Consider the following 24,448-nt stretch of genomic DNA (forward strand, 5'->3'; position numbering starts at 1 on the left):
GGGTTCCGTACCCGGCTTACCTTCCGCAGTTTTTGTGCGGGGGTGCGGCTTCCGGCCGGGTCGACCGGCTCTGGTTGCGTTCAGAGAGCTTTGTCGAAGTGAGTGCCCTTGCCTTGTAAACCCCTGACCACCATTTGCCTACTTTCGATAGAGAAATGGATTCGACGGTAGTCATATGGCGGCAATTGAAGATCGAATAGCAGCCATTTGACTACCGTCGATTTTCAGCGTGTTTCTCCGCCCGCGTATTTCGCCCGTCGCCAGCCTCGCGCGACTGGGCTCGTCGAGCAGGTCGAGAGTGGGGGTGGGCTGGGGTCGGCGTGGGCAAGGCATCGGCCTGGTCAGCACTCAGATATCGCAGCGGCGGACGTTCACCAGGTTGGGCAGTCCATCGCGACCATTCCCATGGCCCCGCCACAGATCGCGCCAACCGGGATACCCGCCGTCGCTACCCCGAATCTCCACCAACCCGAAGATCGACTCCCCGACACTCGCGCGCACCCACTTCGGCAACAGAATCCTGTTCCCGCCGAGGACGACGATCGGTATCAGCAGCACCGAATAGCTGTACGGTTTCGGGATTTCCAGCATCAGTAGCAGCGGCACCGCAACGATCGAGCCGAACTGCAGGACGAAGTCGATCAACGTGGCACCCAACGACCGCAACTTGCGGGTCGACGGATATCGCGTATCGCCTTCCTCTCCATGGTATTTCGGCAGGAAATTGGGCGATTTCGCCAACCCGAGGGCATCCACCGAACTCATCGGACGATCATGCCACAGCCCGAATGCCGAGTGTGCTGACGCCGATCCCATCGCCGCCGCCGACCATCCGGGCGATGCGCATGCGGAAGCAACCAACCACCGGAAGTGCGCCGCCCCGATCGAAACCCGAACGGCGCACCCGAACTCACTCTCCGACGATGTCCTCGATCACCGCGATCAACGTCCGCACCGGCACACCGGTACCACCCTTCCCGATGTACCCGAACGGCCCACCCGTGTTGTACGCGGGCCCCGCGACATCCAGGTGCGCCCACTCCACGCCCTCTGGCACGAACTCCTTCAGGAACAGCGCCGCGGAGAGCATGCCGCCCCAGCGGTGTTGCGCGACGTTGGCGAGGTCGGCGATCTTGGAGTTCAGGTCGGCGCGGAGTTCGGCGGGAAGGGGCATGGCCCAGCCGTTTTCGCCGACCTCGCGGGAGAGGCGGGCGACGCGGTCGCGGAAGTCGTCGGTGCCCATCACGCCCGGGGTGCGGGTGCCGAGGGCGACCATCTGGGCGCCGGTGAGGGTGGCGACGTCGATGAGGTAGTCGGGGGAGTCCTCGGCGGCGCGGACGATGGCGTCGGCGAGGATCAGGCGGCCCTCGGCGTCGGTGTTGAGCACCTCGACGGTGGTGCCGCCGTACTGGGTGAGCACGTCGCCGGGGCGCTGCGCGGTGGCCGACGGCATGTTCTCGGCCATCGGGACAGTGGCGGTCACGGTGATCGGCAGGCTGAGTCGCGCGGCGAGCAGGGTGGTGGCGATGACCGCGGCGGCGCCCGCCATGTCCGAGGTCATGTTCTCCATGTTCTGCGCGGGCTTGATGGAGATGCCGCCGGTGTCGAAGGTGATGCCCTTGCCGACCAGCGCGATCTTCTTCGGCCCGCCGGAGTAGCTGAGCCGAATCAGGCGCGGCGGCCGCGACGAGCCTTTGCCGACGCCGAGCACGCCGCCGTAACCGCCCGCCTCCAAGGCCTTTTCGTCGAGTACCTCGACCTCGAGACCCGCGGCTTCGGCCAATACCTGGGCGCGCGAGGCGAATTCGGCGGGGAACAGGTGGCTGGGCGGGGTGTTCACGAAATCGCGTGCGGTGGCAACGGCTTCGGCGATCAGCTGGGCGCGGAACAACGCCTCCTCGCCGAAATCCGCTTCGGGGACCAGGAATTCGATGCGGGCGACCGGCTGTTCGTCCGGCTTGGGCGCGGACTTCTCGGACCGGAACGGATTGAACGAGTAGGCGCCGAGGTAGAAGCCCTCCGCGGCGGCGCCGAGATCCAGGCCCGACAGCGTGGTCGCCACCAGTTCGGTGCCGTTGAGCGAGCGACCCGCGACACCCGCGGAGCGGCGGATCTGCTCCGCGTCCACTTTGTCGGCGGCGCCCAGCCCGACGGCGAGCACGCTGGTGACGTTGTCCAGCCCTGCCGGCGCGGGCACCCTGGTCAGCTCTTCGGCCTTGCCCTTGGCGCCGACCGCACCCAGCTGGTCGAGCAGCTCCGCGCGGACCTCGGCGGTGAGCACATCGCCGAACAGGTCGTCGGGCGCGATCGACGGACCGTTCTCCGAAGACGTCAATCCGATCACCAGCACGTCGGTGTCCGGCCCGATGGTCAGGGTGCGCGCCAATTCCGGTCCGAGTGAGCGATCTGCAACAGCGGTCATTGGCACAGGCTATTCGGTCTGCTTCGACAGCCGCATGGCGACGCCGTCCAGCAGCAGTTCGACGCCGGTGGCGACCAGCGCGTCGAGGTCCAGCTCGGGGCCGGGCGGCCCGTCGGCGAACAGTTTGCGCATGGTCGGCCGAGTATCGACAAGTTCGGCGAATTCGGCTCGCAGCGACTCGGGCAGCGTCTCGAACTGCTCCCCGCGATCGGAACGCAGCAGCGCCAAGCCTTGAACCAGGCCGGAGTAGGCGAGATAGACCGTGATCACCTCGTCACGGGTGAGGCCGCTGGCGTCCAGCGCGGTGAACGCGCGCTCGAGGACGTCGAAGAGGGCGGGTCCGATCGGCGGTTTGGTGCGGGCCAGCACCGGCAGCACCCACGGATGGCGCTGGTAGAGCAGCCACTCCTGCTCGGCCTCGTGGGTGAGCGCGGCACGCCAGCCGGTCGGGGTGACCGGGGGCGGCGGGCTTTCGGCGAGGACGAGTTCGGTCATCGCGGTCAGCAGCGCTTCCCGGTCGGGGAAGTGCCGGTAGAGAGCAGCCGTCGCGACGCCGAGCTCGCTGGCGAGGCGGCGCATGGTGAGACCGTCGATGCCCTCGCGATCGGTCAGCTCGACCGCGGTCCGGGCGATCGCGACCGCGGTGAGCCGGGCGGGACGCGGACGCGCGGCGGGCACGCGCCGGTCGCGGCGAGCGCGGTAGGCACGGGCCTGACAGGAGCGTGAGCAGTAGCGGCGCGACCGGCCGCGGCTCGGCTGGGTCAAAGCCTGTCGGCAGGTGGCGCAGGCCGATGATTTCGACACACCAACAAGTGTGACGAAATGGTGGCTGAACCGCACCGCTCTCCATAAATTGGCGAACGTTGACGTCGTTCACAACGGGAGGTTGACCATGCAGCCCACAGTTCGCCGAGCGGGAATTCAGGAGATCGACGCCGTCGCGGCCGCCTTCGCGAGGGGGTCCGCCGACGAGGCGGTGACGGCCTGGGTGCTCGCCGACCATCCCGAGGTGGCGGAGGCCTTCCGGACCGAACACACGCCGCGCCTCGTCGAACGCGCGATCCACGACGACGAGGTCTGGCTAGCGGGAACCGGCGACGAGATCTGGGCGGTCTCGCTCTGGCAGAAGGTGACCTCGGCCGATCGGGTGCTCGCCGAGGCGGCCGAGGCGCGCGCCATGGCGAAGGCTGTCCCGAACGTTCGTCCGATGGAGAGGCTGGTGGCGGTCACAGCGCTGCTCGCGGAACATCATCCGCGCGAGTTCCCACACCGCTACCTCCAGGCGATCGTCACCGTGCCCGAACACCGCGGCAAAGGCGCGGGCGGCGCCATCCTCGCCGACCGGATCAAGGCGTACTCCGACGCCTCCGAGACCGCTTTCCTGGAGGCGAGCACCGAACGCTCGTCCCGCCTCTATGCCCGCAACGGGTTCGTCCGCACCGGGATCACGCATACGTTGCCCGACAACGGCCCGACGCTGATCCCGATGTGGTTCCGAGGCTGACCAGCAGTGGAGGCGGCTCCGGTGTGGGCGGGGCGTCCCGGTTCGTCCTGATCACGCTGTGGTTCCGGGGCTGACGTGTGGAGGAGCGGTGTCGGTCGCGCGGCCCGCTCATCGTGGTCCGCCGCGTAGTCCCCATTCGTCGAGACCGCCATCACAGATGACTGACGAAATCACCGTTGTAGACGCGGGCGACCCGCAACCTTGGTTGGTCGAAGCCTACGGCCTCTCCGGTATGGATCGCGATCAGCGAATCCGGCCCTCGCCACCAGGTATCGGCAAGGCCGCGAACCTCGGGCACGGGTTCGAAGTCGCGGGGCGGCAGCTCATCGATCGCGTCACCGCGAATTGTGGTGATCTGTCGAGCTCGAGTCGATGCGTGGTGAGCCAGCGCGACCGATTCGATCCAGCCTTCGATGCTCGCGTGCAAGGGCACCCATTGATCTGCGTCGATGCCGAATTCCCCTGCGGGACCGATCATGAACGCGTAGCCCATCGACACACGCTGCACACCCGCGTCGAACCACCCGACACGCTCGGGAGTTCCCGCGGGCAGGTCGCCCCACAGCATTTTCGGCCCGCCGTCGTAGTCCACCGACGGCGGCAGGACCAGTCCACCCCAGCGCTTCTGAAAATCCAGAATGCGATCGACCTGTGTTGCGGGAATACCGAACTCGAGCCACTGGTCCCCCAGCTTCTCGAAACTGGGCGATTCGACGCGAACACACTGCGTCGAAACAAACCACTCACCCCGACGCGTCAGAGGCTCAGCCGAATCGATGACGGGCCGCATGTCCACGCGACCGACGGTAACCGACTCGCGCGAACACGCGCTGCTGCCGCCCTCCCCGCGAACCTGAACGGTTCCCGTTCGTTGCCGCTGGCGCACCCTGAGGTGCGATGGGTTCCCCGGTCGACCCGCGCCCGGCTGTTCGGGTCGCCGTGGCGCGTGCGCCGAGCGGTTAAGCTCGCCGGGTGACCGAGACGAACCTGCTGCAAGGCCCGATTCACCGAGTCCACGTCGAGTTGGGCGCGACGTTCGCGCCGTTCGGCGGGTGGGAGATGCCGGTCTCGTACGCGGGGACGGTCGGGGAACATCAGGCGGTGCGGACTGCCGTCGGGTTGTTCGACGTGAGTCATCTCGGCAAGGCGACGGTCGCGGGTCCCGGTGCGGCGGCGTTCGTGAATTCGGCGCTGACCAACGATCTCGGCCGGATCCGTCCCGGCAAGGCGCAGTACACGCTGTGCTGCACGCCGGAGGGCGGCGTGATCGACGACCTGATCGCCTATTACGTCAGTGACGACGAGATCTTCCTCGTCCCGAACGCGGCCAACACCGCTGCGGTGGTCGCGGCCCTGCGCGCGGCGGCGCCCGAGGGGATCACCGTCACCGACGAGCACCGAGAGTACGCGGTCTTCGCGGTGCAGGGCCCGCGCTCGGCCGAGGTGCTCGGTGCGCTCGGCCTGCCCACCGACATGGAGTACATGGCCTACGCCGACGCCGAGTGGGACGGGCGTCCGGTCCGCGTCTGCCGCACCGGCTACACCGGCGAGCACGGCTACGAGCTGCTGCCGCGCTGGGCCGACGCCGAGGCGGTGTTCCGCGCCCTCGCGGCACAGGTGAAGGCCGCCGACGGCCAGCCCGCCGGTCTCGGCGCGCGCGACACCCTGCGCACCGAGATGGGCTACCCGCTGCACGGACACGAACTGTCCCTGCGTATTTCGCCGGTGCAGGCGCGAGCGGGCTGGGCGGTCGGCTGGAAGAAGCCGGAGTTCTGGGGCAAGTCCGCACTGGAACAGGAGAAGTCGGCGGGACCGCAGCGAACCCTGTTGGGGCTCAAGGCACTCGACCGTGGCGTGCTGCGTCAGGGACAGTCGGTGCTGCGCGATGGCGAACCCGTCGGCGAGACCACCTCGGGCACTTTCTCGCCCACGCTCAAGGTCGGCATCGCGCTCGCCCTGCTGGATACCGATGCCGATCTCCAGCCGGGTGAAGAGGTGGAGGTGGATGTGCGCGGCCGCCGGTTGCGCTGTGAGGTCGTCAAGCCGCCGTTCGTGCAGGCGCGTACCGCCTGAGCGCCGGGCGTCCTCGGGCTCGCCGCGCGCTGCGTGTGGTCACTCGGGGCCTACGGTCCGACTGAGGGCGTGACGGCGGGAACCGCGTGGAGGCCGAGCCGAATCCCGACAGGTGGACGGACGCGAATCGGGCACCGATAGGATCACCTCCATGACCGTCGCCGCACAGTTCGCCCATGTTCCCCATCCTGCGCCCGCACCGGCGCAGCGGGTACAGGAGATTCTGGCGGCGCCGGGGTTCGGCCGGTTCTTCACCGATCACATGGTGTCGATCGACTACACCGCGGGTGAGGGCTGGAGCAACGCGCGGGTCGAGCCGTACGGGCCGCTGCCGATGGACCCGGCCACCATGGTCTTCCACTACGGCCAGGCCATCTTCGAGGGGCTGAAGGCGTACCGGCAGAGCGACGGCAGTGTCTCCTGCTTCCGTATCGACGCCAACGCGACCCGCTTCCGCAAGTCCGCGCGCCGCATGGCGATGGCCGAGCTGCCGGAGGAACTGTTCATCGAGTCGGTGCGCCAGCTGCTCGCGGTCGATGAGCGCTGGGTGCCCGCCGCGGGCGGCGAGGATTCGCTCTACTTGCGGCCCTTCATGTTCGCCACCGAAGCGGGACTCGGCGTGAAGCCCGCGGCCGCCTACAAGTACCTGCTGTTGGGATCTCCCGCCGGAGCGTACTTCCCGCGCGGTGTGAAGCCGGTGCGGGTGTGGCTGTCCACGGAGTACGTGCGCGCCGCGCCCGGTGGTACCGGCGAGGCCAAGGTGGCGGGCAATTACGCCGCCTCGCTGCTCGCCCAGGCGCAGGCGTCCGAAAAGGGCTGCGACCAGGTGGTGTGGCTGGACGCGTGCGAGCGCCGCTACGTCGAGGAGATGGGCACCAACAACCTGTTCTTCGTCTTCGGCTCCGGCTCCGAAGCGCGGCTGGTGACCCCCGAACTGTCCGGCTCGCTGCTGCCCGGCATCACCCGCGACTCGCTGCTGACCCTCGCCGCCGATGCGGGCTACCCCGTGGAGGAGCGCAAGATCTCGGTGGAGGAGTGGCGCAAGGGCGCCGAATCCGGCGCGATCACCGAGGTTTTCGCCTGCGGCACCGCCGCCGTGATCACCCCCGTCGGCTGGGTGCGTTCCGCCGAGGGCGAATTCACCATCGGCGGTGGCGAACCGGGTGAGGTCACCATGGCGCTGCGCGACACGTTGACCGGAATCCAGCGCGGTACCTTCGCGGACATCCACGGCTGGATGCGCGGTATGTGAGCAAGGCTCGCCCTGAGGGCGGGCCGTAGGGCTCCGGCTGTCGGACAGCCGGGGATTGGGGAGGGCATCGGGCGTCGATCGGTAGTGGCCGGAATCGCGTTGCTGAGTCTGGGTGTTTCGGCGTGCGGGGATGAAGCGTCGGTGGCAGACAAAGCGCTCAGCAGCACCTTCGTCGTTGCCGCGCCGACCAGCACCGGGCGTCCCGCCAATCCCGAACCGGTGTGGTCGAAAGCCGCCCTGGGGATGGCAATACACCGCTCTCGTAAATCTCTACGCCGGTGACGCGGTGCCGGTCCCGGCTCAGGACGCGCTGGTCGCGGTGAATCGATCGACCGGTTCCGAGCTGTGGCGCAGGGAACCCAAGCGGCCCGAGAAGTACTCCTACCGGGTGAGCGGCGACGCCGTCGTCTTCCTGGAGGACCAGGGCAAACCCGGCGACCCGGCGTTGGTGGAGGTGATCGAGGCCGTTGCCGGATCCTGGCTTCCCGCCGACCGCGATGATGCGGCAACGCACGATCGTCGCCGGTGACCGCGTGGTGATCGGAAGTTTCGCCGAGTCGAAGACCGACCGTGGCTACGTCACCCTCGTCTACGACCGGGAATCGGGCCGCGAACTCCAGCGGTACCGGGGCTACCTGTGCGGCGGGGGACCCGATTGGGTGGCCGTCTCGGCTGAGCGGGACGGGAAGCCGGTGCTGGAGTTCCATCGCTGAGCCGGGAAGGTCACCCGCCGCGTTCTCGAGCCGCGGTCGCCGTCTCGTGGTGGCCGTTGCGTGGCCCCCGCCTCGGCGGTCATGCCCGACGCCACCAGGCCCGAATGGGCAGCGCGGGCCCACTGGACGGCGGGCGTGGCCGGGGTCCGAGGGCGACGAGGCGGTGGAACGCCACGTCTCGTCGTAGGGCGGCCGAGCGGCCGATGTCGTCGGCTACCGGCAGCGCGGCCCGGCCGAGGATGCCGATGCGTCGCGCAGGCTCAGCCTGGCATCAGCATCTGCCACTGCTCCAGCGTCTGCGGGCGCATGACGTAGTTGTTGTCGCGGATGGTCGACAAGGCGGCGCTGGGCTCGTGGGAGTACCAGTGGCCGGGGTAGACGACCGGGTCGCCGTGCAGGCCGGCGAGGTAGCGCAGGCTGCGGAACATCTCGTCGGAGTCGCCGCCGGGGAAGTCGGTGCGGCCGCAGCCGTCGACGAAGAGGGTGTCGCCCGCGATGAGGCGGTTGTCGAACAGGAAACACTGGCTGCCTGGCGTATGGCCAGGGGTGTGTAATAGCTCGATTTCGAACGCGCCGACCTCGACCTTGTCGCCGTGCTCGTGGCCGGTGAGTTCGCTGGGCGCGATGCCGGTGACGTTGGCGACCCAGGCCAGTTCCTTGTTGTTCACGTGCACCGGGACGCTGGTCTTCTCGAGCAGTTCGCGTACACCGCGCAGGGTGAAGCCGAGCATGGTCCCGCCGACGTGGTCGGGATGGTGGTGGGTGGCGAGGACGCCGGTGAGGCGCAGGCCGTCGGCCTCGGCGATGGACACCAGATCGCCCGCGGCGTACGCCGGATCCACCACAACGCATTCGCCCGTCTCCCGATCACCGATCAAGTAGGCGAAATTTCGCATCTGCGTCGCGATCGGATCACCGACGGCGTAGTCCCGTCCGGACAACAGTTGCCGAAAATAGAGGCGCTCGGAAGACATACCGCACACATTAGATCCTGACCCAGACGGTTCGTGCGCCAAGTGCGTGAAAGATTCCGATAGGTCGGATCACGGCGTGCGCAAACAGGTGGCGAGTGGGTAGGGTCGCCGTCTTCGGGCGCGCGGTGCAGGCCCTGATCGTCGTCGCGCCTGTACCCTGCCGCCACACCGGCGCCGACTTCGGTTGTCTGCCAAAGGTTTTCCGGGCTTGCGCGCCAGGCGAGCAATCGGGCCGCGCGTCGCCGCACCGCGCGACTCCGCCCGAGCCTTCCCGAAAACAGTGGTCAGCGAACCGCCCCGCAACGCCATGCGCCCATTCTCGGCGCTCGGAGAAGAGACGAAGTTCATACACTGTCCAACAAGATATGAATTCGCGTGATACCGACGGTTACGTGAATTCGTGAATTATCCGGCGAGCGAGAGTCCGACAGCGGAGATGGTGACCGAAATCTCGATCGCCGCGCCGAGCACGTCACCGGACAAACCGCCGAACCGGCGCAGCATGTGCCGCACCACCACCGCGGCGATACCGACCGCCACCGCGATCGCGAGCGGTCCGAGCCAGGGATGCTCCGGCACCGCGACGACGCCGCACGCCAGCGCGACGATCACCCACGCCGCCCCGGTCAGCGGGGACTGGGTGCCCGCCACGAGCGCGCCGAAGGCGGTGCCCGGCGCGGCGGGAATGCCGCGGCGACAAGCCAGGACGACGACGACCCGTCCGATCGCGACGGCCAGCGCCACCGCGAACCACCGTCCCGCGTCGGCCAGCGCGGCGAAGGCGAACGCCTGCACCCCGATGGCGAACACCAGCGCGGCCACCCCGAACGGCCCGACCCCGCCGCTCTTCATGATCTGCCGCGCCCGCTCCGGCGGCCCGTAACTGCCGAGACCGTCCATCGAGTCGGACAAGCCATCGAGGTGCATGCCCCGCGTGAGCAGCGCCAGCGCCGCCACGGTCAGCAGTCCGGACAGCGGGGCGCTCGCCCCGGCCGAGGTCAGCGCCCACACCAGCCCCGCCGCGATTGCACCGAGCAGCGCACCGACCAGCGGGGCGAGCGCGATCGCGCGGCCCGCCGCGGCCTGATCGACGTCGTCCGGGCCCCGTACCGGGAGCACGGTCAGCCACGAGACGGCCAGGCGAACCCCGGGCGTCATTTGGTCAGATCGGGCGCGGCCGGGATCTCGGCGTCGGAGGTGCTGACGCCCGCCTCGCCGAAGGTGGCCATCTCGGTGAGCGCGGCGACCGCGGCGCGCAGAATCGGCAAGACCGTGAGCGCGCCGGAGCCTTCGCCGAGTCGCATGCTCAGGTCGACCAGCGGTTCCATGCGCAGCTGTTTCAGCGCGAGGTTGTGCGCGGGTTCGGTGGAGCGGTGCCCGGCCAGCCACCACGCGCTCGCGCCCGCGGCCAGATCCTCGGCGACCAAGGCCGCCGCGGTGACCACGACGCCGTCCAGGATCACCGGCGTGCGCCGGGTCGCGGCCTGCGCGAGGAATCCGGCGATGGCGGCGATGTCGGCGCCCGCGGCGACGCGCAGCAAATCCACCGGATCCTTCAGGACGGGCCGAGCGCGGCGCATCGCGTCGCGGATCGCCGCGACCTTGCGCGACCAGCCCGCGTCGTCCACGCCGGTGCCGCGTCCGACCGCGACCACCGGCTCGGTGTCGGTGAGCGTGGCGATGAGCACGGTGGCGGGCGTGGTGTTGCCGATGCCCATGTCGCCCGCGACGAGAAGGTCGGCGCCGCCGTCGATCTCCTCGTCGGCGATGGCCCGGCCCGCGGCGATGGCGGCCTCGACCTCCGCCTGGCTCAGCGCGTCCTCGCGGTCGATGGAACCGCTCGACCTGCGCACCTTGTGCTTGCCCACGAGCGGATCGGTCTCGGCGTCGACCGAGATGTCGGCGACCCGCACGGTCGCACCCGCGACGGCGGCCAGCGCGTTCACCGCCGCGCCGCCCGCGAGGAAGTTGGCGACCATCTGCGCGGTCACCTCGCTCGGATACGCCGACACACCGTGCCGCGCGACGCCGTGATCACCGGCGAAGACGACGACCCTGGCGCGCTCGAACTGCTTCGGCGGGCACACGCCCTGGCACGCGGCCACCCAATTGCCCAGCGTTTCCAGGCGGCCCAGCGCGCCAGCGGGTTTGGTCAGTTGCGTCTGCCGCTGTTCGGCGGCCGCGCGAATCCGCGCGTCGGGGGGCGCAACCGGTCCGAATCCGTGTGTCACTGTCGAGCCTCTCCGGTCGGGCGGCGTCCGCCGCACGTGCTTCCGACGCCCAATCTTGCCCGGAGCGCGCCGCCCACACCGCACCAACCTCCACCACCGACCGTCGTTTCGCTACCGAGCGAACTCATACGGATTCGACGGGAGCCGCTCGGATCTACTTCAGGCGGAGTGGCAGCCCGGCGACGACGAGGAACGCTTCGTCGCAGACCGCGGCGAGGCGCTGGTTGAGGAGGCCGATCTCGTCGCGGAACAGACGACCGGAGCGAGTCGTTGGGATGACGCCCATGCCGACCTCCGGGCTGACGATGATCAGGCGGTCGCGGTAGTCGGCGACGGCGGAGACCAGGGCGTCGGCATCCGGGCCGACGGTGCCCCGCGGGGAGTCCCAAGCGTTCAGAGCATCGATGCGCGCGGTCAGCCAGGTGCCGATGTCGTCGACCAACGTCGCGGCTCCGGGCGCGGGGTCGGCGAGAACCGCTGCGGCGTCGGCGCTTTCGACCACCGACCAGTCGCCGGGTCTGCGGTCGCGATGGCGGGCGATGCGTTCGGCGAAGTCGTGGTCGTCGGGATCGGGGACCGAGGTCGCCAGGTATCGCACCGCACCCGAGGCCGCGGCGAGTCGCTCCGCGAACGCCGACTTTCCCGAGCGAGCCCCGCCGAGCACAAGCGTCCGCGGAGGACGCGCGGTTCCGGAATCCTGCGACACCCCCGCACGCTATCAACAGGCTTGCCCGAGCCATGCCTGCGACTTTCGACGGAGTGCTGGCAGCCCCGCTCGGGTGTAGCGGCTCGCCCGGCGTCGCTGAGCCGGAATGCGGCGATTTGGCGCACCTTTGTGGACGCGGCACTAGCCTTGCCGGGACCTGGCGGCGAGCCCGAGGGCTCGACCTGCTTGCCGCTGGCCTCGATCGTTGAACTCGCTGATCCGAGGGAGAGGCCGTGCGGCCGTCCGGGCCTGCTGCTCGCCATCATCGGCGCGATGCCGATGGTTGAGCCGCCGAGGGCGGTCGGCGGTCCCGAGCTAACTCTGCCGCGCGTGTCGCACGTTTGCTGATACCGGCTGCGCGGTGCCGAGCGTGAACGGCTGCTCTCGAGACAGGACGGGCGCCGCCGGTCGCAGGCGTCGAAGCGAGACAGGGGAGGGGCGAGCACCACCGGAACGTCGTTGCGGCCCAAGCGCGGGCAGCGGATTCGCCTGCTCCGGCCGCTGTCGGACGGACTCGTCCGCTAGCGATCGGGCGCATGACTCAGCTAGTCGACGCGGTGGCCCCGAAGCGGCGGCGGTATTCCGTCGGGGAGATGCCGACCAGGCGTTGGAAGTGGTGGCGGAGGAGCGCGCCGGAGCCGAAGCCCGCGCGGGCGGCGATCTGTTCGAGACCCTGTTCGGTGTCTTCCAGCAGGTGCTTGGCGTAGAGGACGCGCTGGTTGGTGAGCCATTTCACCGGGGTCGTCCCGGTCTCGGCGGCGAAGCGGCGGGCGAAGGTGCGCGTCGACATCATCGAGCGCGCGGCCAGGTCGTCGATGGTGTGCGGCAGATCCAGGTTCTCGCTCATCCATTGCAAAGTGGTGGCGAGACTGTCGGAGGTGCAGGCGGGGACCGGGCGTTCGATGAACTGGCGTTGTCCGCCGTCGCGCTGGGGCGGCACCACCATGCGGCGGGCGATGCCGTTGGCGGCGGCGCTGCCGATCTCCCTGCGCACCAGGTGCAGGCAGGCGTCGATGCCCGCGGCGGTGCCTGCGCTGGTGATGAGGTTGCCCTCGTCGACGAAGAGCACGTCCGGGTCCACGGTGGCGGACGGGTAGCGAGCGGCGAGCTGGTCGACGTAGCGCCAGTGCGTGGTGCATTTGCGTCCGTCGAGCAGACCGGCCGCGCCCGCGACGAACGCGCCCGAGCAGACGGTCAGGATGATCGCGCCCGCCTCCGATGCCGCGCGCACGGCGTCGACGATCCGGGGGTCGAGTCCGTCGATCAGCGCGGTGGCGGGAGCGGCGGGGATGGCGACCAGATCCGCCTTGGGCAGTTCGTCCAGCGCGAACTCCGGTGTGATCGTCACGCCGGGGGTGGTGGAGCGAAGCGCGCGGCCTGGTTCGGCGCCGCAGACCTTGAAGTCGAAGCCGGGCAGTCCGTCGGCGGTTCGATCGAGCCCGAAGACCTCGCAGACCACCCCGAACTCGAACATGGCCAGCTTCTCGAACAGCACGACAGCGACCTTCGACAGCATGGTCCGAGGATACCTGGCTGGATCTTTGCGAACAATGGCTTGGCTGCCACTTTCGGCGGAAAGTTTATAGGCGAAAAATTTCTGCCATGTTGACTTTCCTTCTCATCGCGATCGTCGTGGTAGCTGTTTCCGTCTTCCTGGCGCGCGGGCGGGGACTCGCCGGCTCCGCGCATGTGGTCGACCGGGACGCCCAGCGCCTGCAAGCCGAGCTGAACGCCATTCGCTTCTCGCACCACCGCTGAGAACGAAAACGGCCGTTCGCGGCACTCGCCACGAACGGCCGAACTTCGGAGTGCCTATGCCTTGCCGGGCACAGTCCGTCGACGGACCGCGCATGGCCGGAGCGAAGGCGGAGGTACGCCTATACGGCCTCGCCGGGTGAGACCCGCGGCTTAGGCGCCCGCATCTTGCGGATCTGCGACGCGCGGACGAAGGCGTACCAGCCGAGACGGAAGCCGGTGTCGGTGTTGTCGGGGAACCGCTCGCGGACCCGGTTGTTCACGATCCGGCCGAGGACGACGCCCTCGATGGCCATGAACAGCATCATCACCAGCATGGCCAACGTCACGATCGTCTGCAGACCGGGCGCGGCGAACATCGACATGATCAGCACCAGCGCCATCGGCATGAACAGGCCGACCAGGTTGCGCCGGGCGTCGACGAGATCGCGCACGTAGGCGCGGACCGGACCCTGGTCGCGCGGCAACAGGTACTTGTCCTCGCCCGCGAGCATGCGGGCCCGGCGCTCCTGGGCCGCCTGCCTGCGCTCGGCGCTCGCGGCCTTGCGCTCCTCCTTGGTGCCACGGGTGGCCTTACGGCGGGCCCTGGCCTCCTTGGCGGTCAACGGCGCGGGCGCGACCGGTCCGCGCCGCTTGCCTTCGGCCTCACGGCGTTTCGGGGTGGGGCGGCCCTTGCCCGGGGTGAGCGTGGGGGGCGTCTTGGTGGTGATGGCGGTCGAGCCGCCGTTCGCGTCCGCCGTGCTGTCGGCGGTCGCGTCGGTGGTGCTGGACTCGCCGCGACGGAACAATTTCACAGCAACCAGGCTATTCGATGTGCCAGCCAGCCGGAAATGCGGCCGTGAGTCCGGCCACCGAACACCGAGGTTGTGTCAACGCGCGAGGGGCCGAGTGGCAAGATGGGGAATAGCAGCCCGCTGAGTGGTGTTGACTCCACGAGCCGTGCGCTGTTCACGGGTTGACCCACAGCTGTCCTTAGGAGAGTTCATGACTGTGCCGAACGAGACGACCACCCACGGTGTGACTCTGACGGATGCCGCCGCCTCGAAGGCCAAGGCGCTGCTGGATCAGGAGGGCCGCGACGACTTGGCGCTGCGCATCGCCGTGCAGCCGGGTGGTTGCGCGGGCCTGCGTTACCAGCTCTTCTTCGACGACCGCTCGCTCGACGGCGACCTGACCGTCGACTTCGGCGGCGTCACCCTGGCCGTCGACCGGATGAGCGCCCCCTACGTGCAGGGCGCCTCGATCGACTTCGTCGACACCATCGAGAAGCAGGGTTTCACCATCGACAACCCGAACGCCACGGGCTCCTGCGCCTGCGGCGACTCCTTCAACTGACCCGCGAAAGGCGAACGTCCGTCTTCGCTCCGGCCATGCGCGGAAATCGACGGCCTGTGATTCGGCGCGCAGCCGAGCCGAGCGTTAGCTCGGAGTATGCGCGGCTGTCGACCACCCGCGTGCAGCCGCGCGAGCTGACGCCAGTGCCTCTGTAGCGCACCGCGGATCGGCTACGGTGGGAGCGGGATCTCGATCTCCGCTTCCACCGCCTGCCGCCTACCGTTGAAGGGCTCAGCCTCGTGTCTATCGCCGTGTCCGCGTCCATCGCGACCGACCACCTCATGCGTTTCCCCGGACGGTTCGCCGATGTGCTCCTGGCCGATCAGCTCGACCATGTCTCGCTGAGCTTCCTCGTCGACGACCTGCAGATCCGTCGCGGCGGCGTGGCGGGCAACATCGCCTACGCCATGGGCGTGCTCAACCGCGAGCCGCTGCTGGTCGGCGCGGTCGGCGCCGATTTCGCCGACTACCGCGCCTGGCTGGAGGGGCACGGCGTCGACTGCTCGACCGTGCACATCTCCGATCGCGCGCACACCGCCCGGTTCGTCTGCACCACCGACGACGACATGGCGCAGATCGCGTCCTTCTACCCCGGCGCGATGAGCGAGGCTCGCGACATCTCCCTGGCCGAACTCGCCGAGACCAAGCGGCTGGATCTGGTGCTCGTCGGCGCCAACGATCCCGAGGCGATGCTGCGCCACACCGAGGAATGCCGCGAACTCGGCATCCCGTTCGCGGCCGACCCCTCTCAGCAGCTGGCCCGCCTCGACGGCGACCAGGCGGTGCGCCTGATCGACGGCGCCGCTTACCTTTTCACCAACAAGTACGAGTGGGCGCTGCTGCTGCAGAAGACCGGCCTGAGCGAGGACGAGGTCGCCAAGCGCGTCGGGATCCGGATCACCACCCTCAGCGGCGACGGTGTGCAGATCGTCGACAACGACGGCACCGAGATCCACGTCGGCGTGGTGCCCGAGCGCACCAAGGTCGAGCCGACCGGTGTCGGCGACGCCTTCCGCGCCGGCTTCCTCACCGGCCACACCGCCGGACTGAGCCTGGAGCGCTCCGCCCAGCTCGGCTCGCTGGTCGCGGTCCTCGTGCTGGAGACCATGGGCACCCAGGAGTGGACGCTCAACAAGGACGACGCGCTCGAGCGCCTCACCCAGGCGTACGGCGCGGAAGCCGCCGCCGAGATCAAGCCGCTGCTCTGAATGTCGCCTAGCGGCCGTCCGTCGAAAGGCGGCCGCATCGGACAAATCCCCGTCGCAGCACCGGGCTGCGTTGCCCATCGGATGACGCCGGACTCCGGCCGTACAGCACAGCGCCCCTCGGTCTACCGAGGGGCGCTGTCGTATTCGGGGCTTTACACCGCGCGCGTTCGCGCGGGCCTACAGCGACACCGGGTACACCGGCTCCTGGATCTCCGGCTTGATCCGATCCTCGACGAAGATGCCGTGCCACACCATGAACACCAGCAGCGTCCACAGCCGCCTGCTGTGGTCGGAACGACCGGCGCGGTGGTCGTCGAGCATGGTCTTGATCGCGGCCTTGTCCAGCAGGTGGTCGGTCTGCGAGTCGGCGATCTGCACCTGCGCCCAGTCGTAGAGCTCGGTGCCGCGCAGCCAGTGCCGCAGCGGAACCGGGAAACCCAGCTTGGCGCGGTGCAGCACGTGCGGGGGCACGATGCCCTCCAGCGCCTGGCGCAGCGCGTACTTGGTGGTCTCCTTGGTGATCTTCTGCTCGAAGGGCAGCTGCTCGGCGACCTTCAGCACCTCGGCGTCCAGGAACGGCACCCGCAGCTCGAGCGAGTTGGCCATGGTCATCTTGTCGGCCTTGACCAGGATGTCGCCGCGCAACCAGGTGAACAGGTCCAGGTGCTGCATCCGCGCCACCGGGTCCCAGCCGCGGGACTGGGCGTAGAGGGGGGCGGTGACGTCCTGGTGGGTCCACTCCGGGCGGAACTCGCGCAGCACAGCGCGCAGCTGGGCGTCGTTGAAGCTGCGGGCGTTGCCGTAGTAGCGCTCCTCCAGCGTGAGCGAGCCGCGGTGCAGCAGGCTCTTGCCGCGGGTGCCGTCCGGGATGCGCTCGGACAGCTTGCCCGCCAGCTTGCGCACGCCCTTCGGCAGGTACTCGAAAGGCCTGAGCGACAACGGCTCCCGGTAGATGGTGTATCCGCCGAACAGCTCGTCGGCGCCCTCGCCGGAGAGCACCACCTTGACGTGCTTGCGCGCCTCCTTGGCGACGAAGTACAGCGGAACCAGCGCCGGGTCGGCCACGGGGTCGTCCAGGTACCAGACGATCTCGGGGATGGCGGCGGCGAATTCGGCGGGGGAGACCACCTTCACGATGTGGCGAGCGCCGATCGCCTCGGCGCTCTGGGCGGCCACGTCCACCTCGGAGTAGCCCTCGCGCTCGAAGCCGGTGGTGAAGGTGATCAGCTTCGGGTTGTGCCGCATGGCCAGCGCCGCGACCGCGGTGGAGTCGATGCCGCCGGACAGGAACGACCCGACCGTCACGTCGGCGCGCATGTGCTTGGCGACCGAGTCCTCGAGCGCCGCCGCGATCTCGCGATAGCGGGCGGCTTCCGAACCCGCCGCGAACGGACGCACCTTGAAGGACGGCCGGAAGTAGCGGGTGATCTTCGGCTCCGCACCGGGACGGACCGTGGCGTAGGTGCCCGACTCCAGCCGCCGGATGCCCTTGTGCAGCGTCTCGGGCTCCGGGACGTACTGCAGCACCGTGTAGTGCTCCAGCGCGCGCGGGTCCAGTTCGTCGGACGAGCGCAGCGCGGGCAGCAGGTCGAGCAGGCTCTTCTTCTCGCTGCCGAAGGCCGTCCCGCCGGGGCCGGTGGCCAGGAACAGCGGCTTGATGCCGAACGGATCGCGGGCCAGGAACAGCTCGCTGGTCTCGGTGTCCCAGATCGCGAAGGCGAACATGCCGCGCAGTCGCCGCACCGCGTCGGCGCCCCAGTAGTGGAAGGCCGCGACGATCGCCTCGCTGTCGCCCTCGGTGGCGAACATCTTCCCGTCCGGGAACTCGGCGCCGTGCGCCGCCGCCAGTTCCTCGCGCAGCTCGATGTAGTTGTAGATCTCGCCGTTGAAGGTCAGCGCGTAGCGCTCCGGGTTCTCGGCGGGACCCCAGCGCAGCGGCTGGTGCGAGTGCTCGATATCGATGATCGACAGGCGGTTGAAGCCGACGACGAGGTGGTCGTCGTGCCAGGTGCCGCGCTCGTCGGGGCCGCGGTGGCGCATGCAGTGCAGCGCGTTGTAGACCTGGTCGACCACGTCGGATGTCGCCGCGTCAGATGTCAGGAATCCGAGCAGTCCGCACACGGTGTCGGCAACCTCGTTTCTCCGGTGGGGACGCCACCCGTCCGGGCGTCCGAAATGGCTGGGGGAGCTGCGGCGCGCGCCACGCACACCGCGGGCCGAAATATTGTGTCCGAGTATGCCGCACGCGGGGAATCCGCGCGGCGCGCGCGTCCTGTCCTGCGCGGATGCGCTGGTGACCGCCCTCGCCCCCGCGCTGGCGGAGTGTCGAGGGCGACCCGACGACAAGCAAGACGCCGGTTTGGTCTACGCTGCGTAGTACTCAGGCCATTCTCAGGCGACGCGTGCGCGGAGTCGAGACGGCCTGACATGTGCTTGGAAAGTGTCGTCAGGGCGATCGCGGCCCCGGCGGCGCACTGTCGGAATGTGTGGCGACCAGGAAGGCGTGAGCGTGGCGCACAAGGCGAGCGAAGAGATCGGGGCACGACCCGTGAAGGGGCAGGGCCGCGTCCTTCGGCGGGCCGGGCTGGCGGTGTCCTTGGGGATCACCGCGATGCTCGTCTCGGGCTGCTCGATCGACAATGTTTGGCTGCGGTTCGGCTGGCCCTCCGGTGTCACGCCGCAGGCCACCCGGATGCGGGAGCTGTGGACCTGGTCGGTCGTCGCCGCGCTGGCGATGGGTGTGCTGGTCTGGGGCCTGACCTTCTGGACGATCGCGTTCCACCGCAAGAAGAAGGACTCCCCGGAGTTCCCGCGGCAGACCGGTTACAACGTGCCGCTCGAGCTGACCTACACGGCGATCCCCTTCGTCATCATCGCCGTGCTGTTCTACTTCACCGTGGTCGTGCAGAACTACGTCCACGAGAAGGTCGACAACCCGGACGTGACGGTCGACGTCACCGCCTTCCAGTGGAACTGGAAGTTCGGCTACCGCGAGGTCGACTTCAAGGACGGCTACCAGTTCAACGGCATCGACTCCGTCCGCGAGGACGCCGCGCAGGCGCAGCTGGCGGAGTACGAGGAGCGGACCAAGGACGGTCACCCGCAGCCGGGCCCGGTGCACGGCAAGCCGGAGAACGACATCCTCTCCTACCTGCACTACGACACCGTCGAGACCGTCGGCTCCAGCAGCGAGATCCCGGTCCTGGTGCTGCCGACCGGCAAGATCATCGAGTTCCAGCTCGCCGCCGCCGACGTGATCCACTCCTTCTGGGTGCCGGAGTTCCTGTTCAAGCGCGACGTGATGCCGAACCCGAAGGAAAACCAGTCGGACAACGTCTTCCAGATCACCAAGATCGAGAAGGAAGGCGCGTTCGTCGGCCGCTGCGCCGAGATGTGCGGTACTTTCCACTCGATGATGAACTTCGAGGTCCGCGCCGTTTCGCCGGAGAAGTTCACCCGGTACCTGGACGAGCGTCGCGCGGGTAAGACCAATGCCCAGGCGCTCGAGGCCATCGGTGAGTCCCCCGTCGCCACCTCCACCCGGCCGTTCAACACCGACCGCTCGGTCAAGAGCGCGGCCGCGCCCGAGACCAAGTGAGGACTGATCTGACATGAAGATCGAAGCGCGCATTTTCGAACTGCTCACGGTGTTCTTCGTCATCGTGGGCGTGGTGTACGGCTTCTTCACCGCCCAGTCGCGCACCGGCGTCGAGTGGGCGGGCACCACCGCGATCGTGCTGACCGCAGGCCTGTCGCTGATCGTCGGCACCTACTTCCGGTTCGTCGCCCGTCGCCTGGATTTGCGTCCGGAGGACTACGAGGACGCCGAGATCGTGGACGGCGCCGGTGACCTCGGCTTCTTCTCGCCGGGCAGCTTCTGGCCCATCACCCTGGCGGCCGCCGGTTCGGTCACCGCCCTTGGCCTGGCCTTCTTCGAGCCGTGGCTGATCGCGGTCGGCGTGCTGTGTGTGCTCGCCGCTGCCGCGGGCCTGGTGTTCGAGTACCACCTCGGTCCCGAGAAGCACTGAGCGTAAGCACCGAGCGCCCCACCGGGTTTCCGGTGGGGCGCTTTGCTGTTCCCGAGAGACCTCAGAGGCCGAAAGCGTGCCGAAGGCGAGTGGTGGAGCGGGGCGCGACGCCCGCAAGGCCGCGTAAGGTGCGGGCGAGGCGCGGGTGTTCTTCGTCGCGGGCGGTGATGGCGGTCTCGACCGCGCGGGCGACTTCGGCGGGGTCGCGGTCGTACTGGTCGGCGAATGCCACCTCGGTTCCGGCCGCGGCGGGATCGGAGTGCACGGCCGGATAGTCGATCGCGGTGACCTGGATGCCGTGTGACCCGAGTTCGGCCTCGGCGCACTCGGCGAAGGTGGTCCACGCGGCTTGGGAACTCGCGTAGGAGGCGAAACTGGCCGCCGCCGTGGCATTGTGGTGCGCCGGGCCGACATTCACGACGTGGCCGGAGCCGGAATTGAGCATCGCTGGCAGCAGGCCGAGGGTCAGCCGCAGCGGGCCGAAGTAGTTGACCGCCATCATGCGCTGATAGTCGCGGAAGCGGTCCAGGGATTGCACGACCGGGCGGTGCTGTGGGCGACCCGCGTTGTTCACCAGGACGTCGACCGAGCCGAACTCGGTGAGCACCCAGGTGACCAGCTGGTCGACATCGCCGAGCGCGGAGATGTCGCACCGGAACCAGTGCGCCCGACCGCCCGCGGACGTGATCTCCGCGCAGGTCGTGATCAGCTGGTCGCCGCGCCGGGCGACCAGTAGCAGTTGGGCGCCCCGGTCGGCCAAGAGAGTGGCGGTGGCGCGGCCGACCTCGGAGCAGGCGTCGGTGACCAGGACGCGCTTGCCCGCGAGGGATTGGTCCGCGCCTGTGTGCTTCCCGGCGGGGCGATCCGTGCTGGGCTGGTCTGTATCGGGCCGATTCGTACCGAGCCGATCTCTACCGGGCCGGTCCGCGCCGCTTCGGCGGCTGCCGGATTGTTCGGCGCGCGATGCTGACGCGCGGAGTTTGCGTTCGACGAAACGGGCCGGGGCGGGGCGGAATTCGAGCATCGATACAGCTACCTTCGCATCCGATGACATGCTGAACGAACCCATCGGCACCCCGCCGACAATGCCGAGTCGACCGCGGTCGCCGAGTGGCTACGGAGCTACCACTCGGCGACCAATACGGTGCGGCACAGTCTAATCGGCCGATTCGTAGCGCATGGCGTGTTCGGACGCGCAGATCTCATCGATTCCGGCGACGATGTCGCGCAGCAGTTCCGAGGGCAGCGCGGACGGACGCAACCGGCAGGTGAAGGTGATCAGACCGTGGTCCTCGGCGGGCAGACTGCGCGCGGCCGCCTCGGACCGCAGGTAGGTCGAGCGCACGCCGTAGGTCATCGCGGAGATGACGGTGAAGCAGCCGGTGCGTTCCCGGTGGCCGGAGAACAGGTCGTGCAGCCGGTAGAACACCGAGGCGTAGGTCGACAGCGGCGCGAAAATGCCGACGCGATAGGCGGGTCCGCGCTCCGAGGAGCTGATCACCGTGTCGGCGAGGTATTCCGCGTCGCGCAGCGTGAGCACCTTGGGGGCGAACATCAGCGCGCCCGCCGCGGCGTTGCGCACCGGCATGCCCGCCTTGCCGCCCGCGTGCGAGGCGATGGCGCCCAACGACTTCCGGGTACGCGTGCCGACCTCGCGGCGCGCGCGCAGCGAACGGGTCGGCGTGGTGGGGTACAGGCTGGACCACTGGCCGAAGCGCACGGTGCCGAGCTGCACGTGGCCGGTGCCGACCGGCCGGGCCACCTTCAGCGGCGCGGTGTCGACCCAGCGGCCGACCTGCAACGCCGCGTTGCCCGGGCGCAAGATCTCCGAATGCGCGTGCTCGACGAAGGAATCGAAATCGAGGAACCGGTCGGCGTCGGTGGTGAGCCAGGTGTGGTCCTTGTCGATGTCGACCGCGTCCAGGGTGAGCGCGGTGATGATGCCCGCGCGCCCGCCCGCGCCGAGGATGCGGTGGAAGCGCTCGGTGTGGTGGTGGCGTCCGCAGGTGCCGATGCGCCCGTCCGGGTCGACGTATTCCAGATCCACGATCTGGTCGATGAACAGCCCGTACCGGTGCGAGGCGCTGCTCACGCCGCCGACCGAGGCGAACCCGCCCGCGGTGATGTCACGGTGGTCGCCGACGATGGGCAGGCCGAGCCCGTGCGCGCCGAGGCGGCGGTCGATGTCGGAGAGCTTGGCGCCCGCCTGCACGCGGACGGTGCGACGACCCAGGTTGATGTCGAGCACCGAGTTCATCCGGCGCAGCGAGACCACGGTGCGCTGATCGGGCAGCGTCAGGTTGTCGTCGAGCGGCTCGCCGCCGCGGACCGTCAGACGTTCCGCGCGACCGCGTGAATCCCGCACCGTGCGAACGACATCCGCGGTGTCACGAGGTAGATATTCTTCGGCGGAGACAGACTGCGGCGTGCTCATGGCACGACAGCTAACCACAGTCTGGCGCTCGGTGCGCACCCGAAGTCGGAGGCTCTTTCCTCGCACCCGGACAACCCCCTTCGACCTGCGGTTATGCGTATCTCGTCCACCTCGGGAATCGGTCCGCCGGACGCCCGAATCGGTACGGCGCGCATCGGCTTCCGATCGCGGCTCAGCGACCGGGCGCGGGCAGGCGCTGAGCGAACAGCACCGCGCCCGTCGCGTCGCACAGATTCACCGTCAGTTCGGCGGTGCGGCCGTCGATGTGGACCTCGCCGAAATGCTGATAGGCGGCGTCCAGCGGCGAGGTGTTCGGCGCGGGCGGCGCGTGCACGAACACCGCCTCGGGACCGAACGTGGGATCGAGCTGGTTGGGGCCGAAGGCGCCCGCGTTGAGCGGTCCGGAGACGAACTCCCAGAACTCGTCGAAATCGGTGAACACCGCGCGTTCGGGGGAGTAGCGGTGCGCCGCGGTGTAGTGCACGTCGGCGGTCAGCCACACCACGCCGGTCACCCGGTTCGCTTTGATCGCCGAAAGCACCTGCGCGATCTCGCTTTCTCGGCCCGAGGGCGCGTCGGGTGCGCCGTTGGCGGGACCCTCGAACGCGGTCTTGCCGTCCGGCACGATCACGCCGAGCGGCAGGTCGTTGGCGACGATCTTCCAGGTGGCCCGGGAGTCGCGCAGGCCCTCGATCAGCCATTTCGTCTGTGCCGCACCGAAGATCCTGCCCTCGGGCGCGGTGTTGGCGCCGTTGGCGTCCTTGTAGGCGCGCATGTCCAGGACGAACACGTCCAGCAGCGGGCCATAGGAGATCTTGCGATACAGCCTGCCGTCGACGGCTTCCTTCGGATCGAGCGGCATCCACTCGTGGAACGCTTGCCAGGCGCGGGTGGCGAGGGTGTCCATGCTGCGTTCGGTGTAGCCCTTGTCCGCGGCGACGGTGCCGCCGGGGAACCAGTTGTTGACCGTCTCGTGGTCGTCCCACTGGACCAGTTGCGCCACCGAGGAGTTGAACCTTCGATAGTTCTGATCGGTCAGGTTGTAGGCGTACTGGCCGCGGAACTGGTCGAGGGTCTGCGCGACCGCGCTCTTGGCCTCGGTGACGGTGTTGCGCCAGACCCGGCCGTCGGGCAGGGTGACCGACTCCTGGAGCGGGACATCGGCGTAGACGACATCGCCGGAATGCAGGAACAGGTGCGGGTCGCGCGCGGCCATGGTGGCGAAGATCGTCATCCCGCCGAGGTCCGGGTTGATGCCGTACCCCTGGCCCGCGACGTCGCCCGACCACTGAATCCTGATGTCGGACTGGGTGGTCGGCGCGGTGCGGAACACGCCTCGCAGTGGCTCGGAGGTGGCGCCGTCCTCGGCTTCGAGGGTGACGCGGTAATGCACCAGCGAGCCGGAAGGGAGACCGGCGACGCGGACGCGTCCGGTGCCGTCGGTGTCGGGGGTGAGCAGCGGGCCGGTGAAACGGCGCGCGTCGGCGAAGGATTCGGTGGCGGCCGTCTCCACGATCAGCGTGGCGGGCCGGTCCGAGCGGGCCCAGATCAGCGCGCCGTCCGAGCGCGGATCGCCGACCGCGACCCCGTGCGTCAGGGTGGGACGCTGCCGGACCAGCACCGGACCGTCGTCCGTGCCGCAGGCGGCCAGCGCTGGCGCGGCCACCAGACCGAGCGCGGAGGTGCGCAGCAGGGTGCGCCGGGAGAGTTCCGAATGACCGGGAGCCATGGATTTCACCCTCACGCAGGGAATTCAACGCGGGGTGAACGGGTGTGGTCCGTGGGGCCAACAGGTGAGTGGGGTCGCCGCCCG

General features: G+C 69.0%; 24 protein-coding genes. 10 read left to right on the forward strand and 14 right to left on the reverse strand.

What is annotated here, in order from left to right; all coding sequences use genetic code 11:
• Window positions 1-348 precede the first annotated feature (348 nt).
• The 3 genes from ABZV58_RS33395 to ABZV58_RS33405 all read right to left on the reverse strand — a co-directional run bounded on the left by ABZV58_RS33395 (window position 349) and on the right by ABZV58_RS33405 (window position 3,226).
• Complete coding sequence (locus tag ABZV58_RS33395) at window positions 349-765, reverse strand: hypothetical protein (RefSeq protein WP_355004181.1); 417 nt, start codon at window positions 763-765, stop codon at window positions 349-351.
• 145 nt (window positions 766-910) lie between these two features.
• Window positions 911-2,422 (reverse strand): leucyl aminopeptidase, encoded by a 1,512-nt coding sequence (locus ABZV58_RS33400; RefSeq protein ID WP_355004182.1) that lies wholly within the window; start codon window positions 2,420-2,422, stop codon window positions 911-913.
• A gap of 9 nt (window positions 2,423-2,431) precedes the next feature.
• Window positions 2,432-3,226, reverse strand: a complete 795-nt coding sequence (locus ABZV58_RS33405; protein WP_355004183.1) for a helix-turn-helix domain-containing protein — start codon at window positions 3,224-3,226, stop codon at window positions 2,432-2,434.
• A gap of 88 nt (window positions 3,227-3,314) precedes the next feature.
• Here ABZV58_RS33405 and ABZV58_RS33410 point away from each other — a divergent pair, with 88 nt between their 5' ends.
• On the forward strand, window positions 3,315-3,926 hold the full coding sequence (locus ABZV58_RS33410; protein ID WP_355004184.1) for a GNAT family N-acetyltransferase: 612 nt from the start codon (window positions 3,315-3,317) through the stop codon (window positions 3,924-3,926).
• 151 nt (window positions 3,927-4,077) lie between these two features.
• Here ABZV58_RS33410 and ABZV58_RS33415 read toward each other — a convergent pair whose 3' ends face one another.
• On the reverse strand, window positions 4,078-4,722 hold the full coding sequence (locus ABZV58_RS33415; RefSeq protein ID WP_355004185.1) for a hypothetical protein: 645 nt from the start codon (window positions 4,720-4,722) through the stop codon (window positions 4,078-4,080).
• 176 nt (window positions 4,723-4,898) lie between these two features.
• On the opposite strand from ABZV58_RS33415, the gene gcvT reads away from it, so the two are divergent.
• The 4 genes from gcvT to ABZV58_RS33435 all read left to right on the forward strand — a co-directional run bounded on the left by gcvT (window position 4,899) and on the right by ABZV58_RS33435 (window position 7,964).
• Entirely contained in the window at window positions 4,899-5,999 is a 1,101-nt protein-coding gene (gene gcvT / locus ABZV58_RS33420; protein ID WP_355004186.1) for a glycine cleavage system aminomethyltransferase GcvT, read from the forward strand.
• 151 nt (window positions 6,000-6,150) lie between these two features.
• Entirely contained in the window at window positions 6,151-7,251 is a 1,101-nt protein-coding gene (locus ABZV58_RS33425) for a branched-chain amino acid aminotransferase (protein ID WP_355004187.1), read from the forward strand.
• 286 nt (window positions 7,252-7,537) lie between these two features.
• Complete coding sequence (locus tag ABZV58_RS33430; protein WP_355004188.1) at window positions 7,538-7,780, forward strand: hypothetical protein; 243 nt, start codon at window positions 7,538-7,540, stop codon at window positions 7,778-7,780.
• 4 nt (window positions 7,781-7,784) lie between these two features.
• Entirely contained in the window at window positions 7,785-7,964 is a 180-nt protein-coding gene (locus ABZV58_RS33435; RefSeq protein ID WP_355004189.1) for a hypothetical protein, read from the forward strand.
• A 260-nt stretch (window positions 7,965-8,224) separates the two neighbouring features.
• Here ABZV58_RS33435 and ABZV58_RS33440 read toward each other — a convergent pair whose 3' ends face one another.
• From ABZV58_RS33440 to ABZV58_RS33460, 5 genes are all read right to left on the reverse strand, one after another.
• The gene (locus ABZV58_RS33440; RefSeq protein WP_355004190.1) at window positions 8,225-8,938 is read right to left on the reverse strand and encodes an MBL fold metallo-hydrolase; all 714 of its coding nucleotides are present in this window, start codon (window positions 8,936-8,938) and stop codon (window positions 8,225-8,227) included.
• 405 nt (window positions 8,939-9,343) lie between these two features.
• On the reverse strand, window positions 9,344-10,096 hold the full coding sequence (locus ABZV58_RS33445; RefSeq protein WP_355004191.1) for an adenosylcobinamide-GDP ribazoletransferase: 753 nt from the start codon (window positions 10,094-10,096) through the stop codon (window positions 9,344-9,346).
• Window positions 10,093-11,169 (reverse strand): nicotinate-nucleotide--dimethylbenzimidazole phosphoribosyltransferase, encoded by a 1,077-nt coding sequence (gene cobT / locus ABZV58_RS33450; protein WP_355004192.1) that lies wholly within the window; start codon window positions 11,167-11,169, stop codon window positions 10,093-10,095. Before cobT ends, ABZV58_RS33445 begins: the two co-directional genes overlap by 4 nt.
• A 154-nt stretch (window positions 11,170-11,323) precedes the next feature.
• On the reverse strand, window positions 11,324-11,875 hold the full coding sequence (locus ABZV58_RS33455; RefSeq protein ID WP_355004193.1) for a bifunctional adenosylcobinamide kinase/adenosylcobinamide-phosphate guanylyltransferase: 552 nt from the start codon (window positions 11,873-11,875) through the stop codon (window positions 11,324-11,326).
• Window positions 11,876-12,416: 541 nt separating this feature from the next.
• On the reverse strand, window positions 12,417-13,391 hold the full coding sequence (locus tag ABZV58_RS33460) for a helix-turn-helix domain-containing protein (RefSeq protein ID WP_355004194.1): 975 nt from the start codon (window positions 13,389-13,391) through the stop codon (window positions 12,417-12,419).
• An 86-nt stretch (window positions 13,392-13,477) separates the two neighbouring features.
• Here ABZV58_RS33460 and ABZV58_RS33465 point away from each other — a divergent pair, with 86 nt between their 5' ends.
• The gene (locus tag ABZV58_RS33465) at window positions 13,478-13,633 is read left to right on the forward strand and encodes a hypothetical protein (protein WP_355004195.1); all 156 of its coding nucleotides are present in this window, start codon (window positions 13,478-13,480) and stop codon (window positions 13,631-13,633) included.
• Between the two features lie 119 nt (window positions 13,634-13,752).
• Here the strand turns inward: ABZV58_RS33465 and ABZV58_RS33470 are convergent, their stop codons facing one another.
• The gene (locus ABZV58_RS33470; protein ID WP_355004196.1) at window positions 13,753-14,424 is read right to left on the reverse strand and encodes a DUF3043 domain-containing protein; all 672 of its coding nucleotides are present in this window, start codon (window positions 14,422-14,424) and stop codon (window positions 13,753-13,755) included.
• Between the two features lie 190 nt (window positions 14,425-14,614).
• Here ABZV58_RS33470 and ABZV58_RS33475 point away from each other — a divergent pair, with 190 nt between their 5' ends.
• Window positions 14,615-14,965, forward strand: coding sequence for an iron-sulfur cluster assembly accessory protein (locus ABZV58_RS33475; RefSeq protein ID WP_067785873.1), 351 nt, complete (start codon window positions 14,615-14,617; stop codon window positions 14,963-14,965).
• Window positions 14,966-15,204: 239 nt separating this feature from the next.
• Entirely contained in the window at window positions 15,205-16,173 is a 969-nt protein-coding gene (locus tag ABZV58_RS33480; protein WP_355004197.1) for a carbohydrate kinase family protein, read from the forward strand.
• Window positions 16,174-16,350: 177 nt separating this feature from the next.
• Here ABZV58_RS33480 and asnB read toward each other — a convergent pair whose 3' ends face one another.
• On the reverse strand, window positions 16,351-18,294 hold the full coding sequence (gene asnB, locus ABZV58_RS33485) for an asparagine synthase (glutamine-hydrolyzing) (protein WP_355004198.1): 1,944 nt from the start codon (window positions 18,292-18,294) through the stop codon (window positions 16,351-16,353).
• Window positions 18,295-18,784: 490 nt separating this feature from the next.
• Here asnB and ABZV58_RS33490 point away from each other — a divergent pair, with 490 nt between their 5' ends.
• Complete coding sequence (locus tag ABZV58_RS33490; RefSeq protein WP_355004287.1) at window positions 18,785-19,771, forward strand: cytochrome c oxidase subunit II; 987 nt, start codon at window positions 18,785-18,787, stop codon at window positions 19,769-19,771.
• A 13-nt stretch (window positions 19,772-19,784) separates the two neighbouring features.
• Window positions 19,785-20,201: a cytochrome c oxidase subunit 4 gene (locus ABZV58_RS33495; RefSeq protein ID WP_355004199.1), complete on the forward strand. Its 417-nt coding sequence runs from the start codon at window positions 19,785-19,787 to the stop codon at window positions 20,199-20,201.
• A gap of 61 nt (window positions 20,202-20,262) precedes the next feature.
• Here ABZV58_RS33495 and ABZV58_RS33500 read toward each other — a convergent pair whose 3' ends face one another.
• The 3 genes from ABZV58_RS33500 to ABZV58_RS33510 all read right to left on the reverse strand — a co-directional run bounded on the left by ABZV58_RS33500 (window position 20,263) and on the right by ABZV58_RS33510 (window position 24,364).
• Window positions 20,263-21,225, reverse strand: a complete 963-nt coding sequence (locus ABZV58_RS33500; protein WP_355004200.1) for an SDR family NAD(P)-dependent oxidoreductase — start codon at window positions 21,223-21,225, stop codon at window positions 20,263-20,265.
• 132 nt (window positions 21,226-21,357) lie between these two features.
• Window positions 21,358-22,635, reverse strand: a complete 1,278-nt coding sequence (locus ABZV58_RS33505) for an FAD-binding oxidoreductase (RefSeq protein WP_355004201.1) — start codon at window positions 22,633-22,635, stop codon at window positions 21,358-21,360.
• Window positions 22,636-22,807: 172 nt separating this feature from the next.
• Window positions 22,808-24,364 (reverse strand): alkaline phosphatase D family protein, encoded by a 1,557-nt coding sequence (locus ABZV58_RS33510; protein WP_355004202.1) that lies wholly within the window; start codon window positions 24,362-24,364, stop codon window positions 22,808-22,810.
• Window positions 24,365-24,448: the final 84 nt, after the last annotated feature.

It is taken from the genome of Nocardia sp. NPDC004654 (genome assembly GCF_040609595.1).
Lineage (GTDB): Bacteria > Actinomycetota > Actinomycetes > Mycobacteriales > Mycobacteriaceae > Nocardia.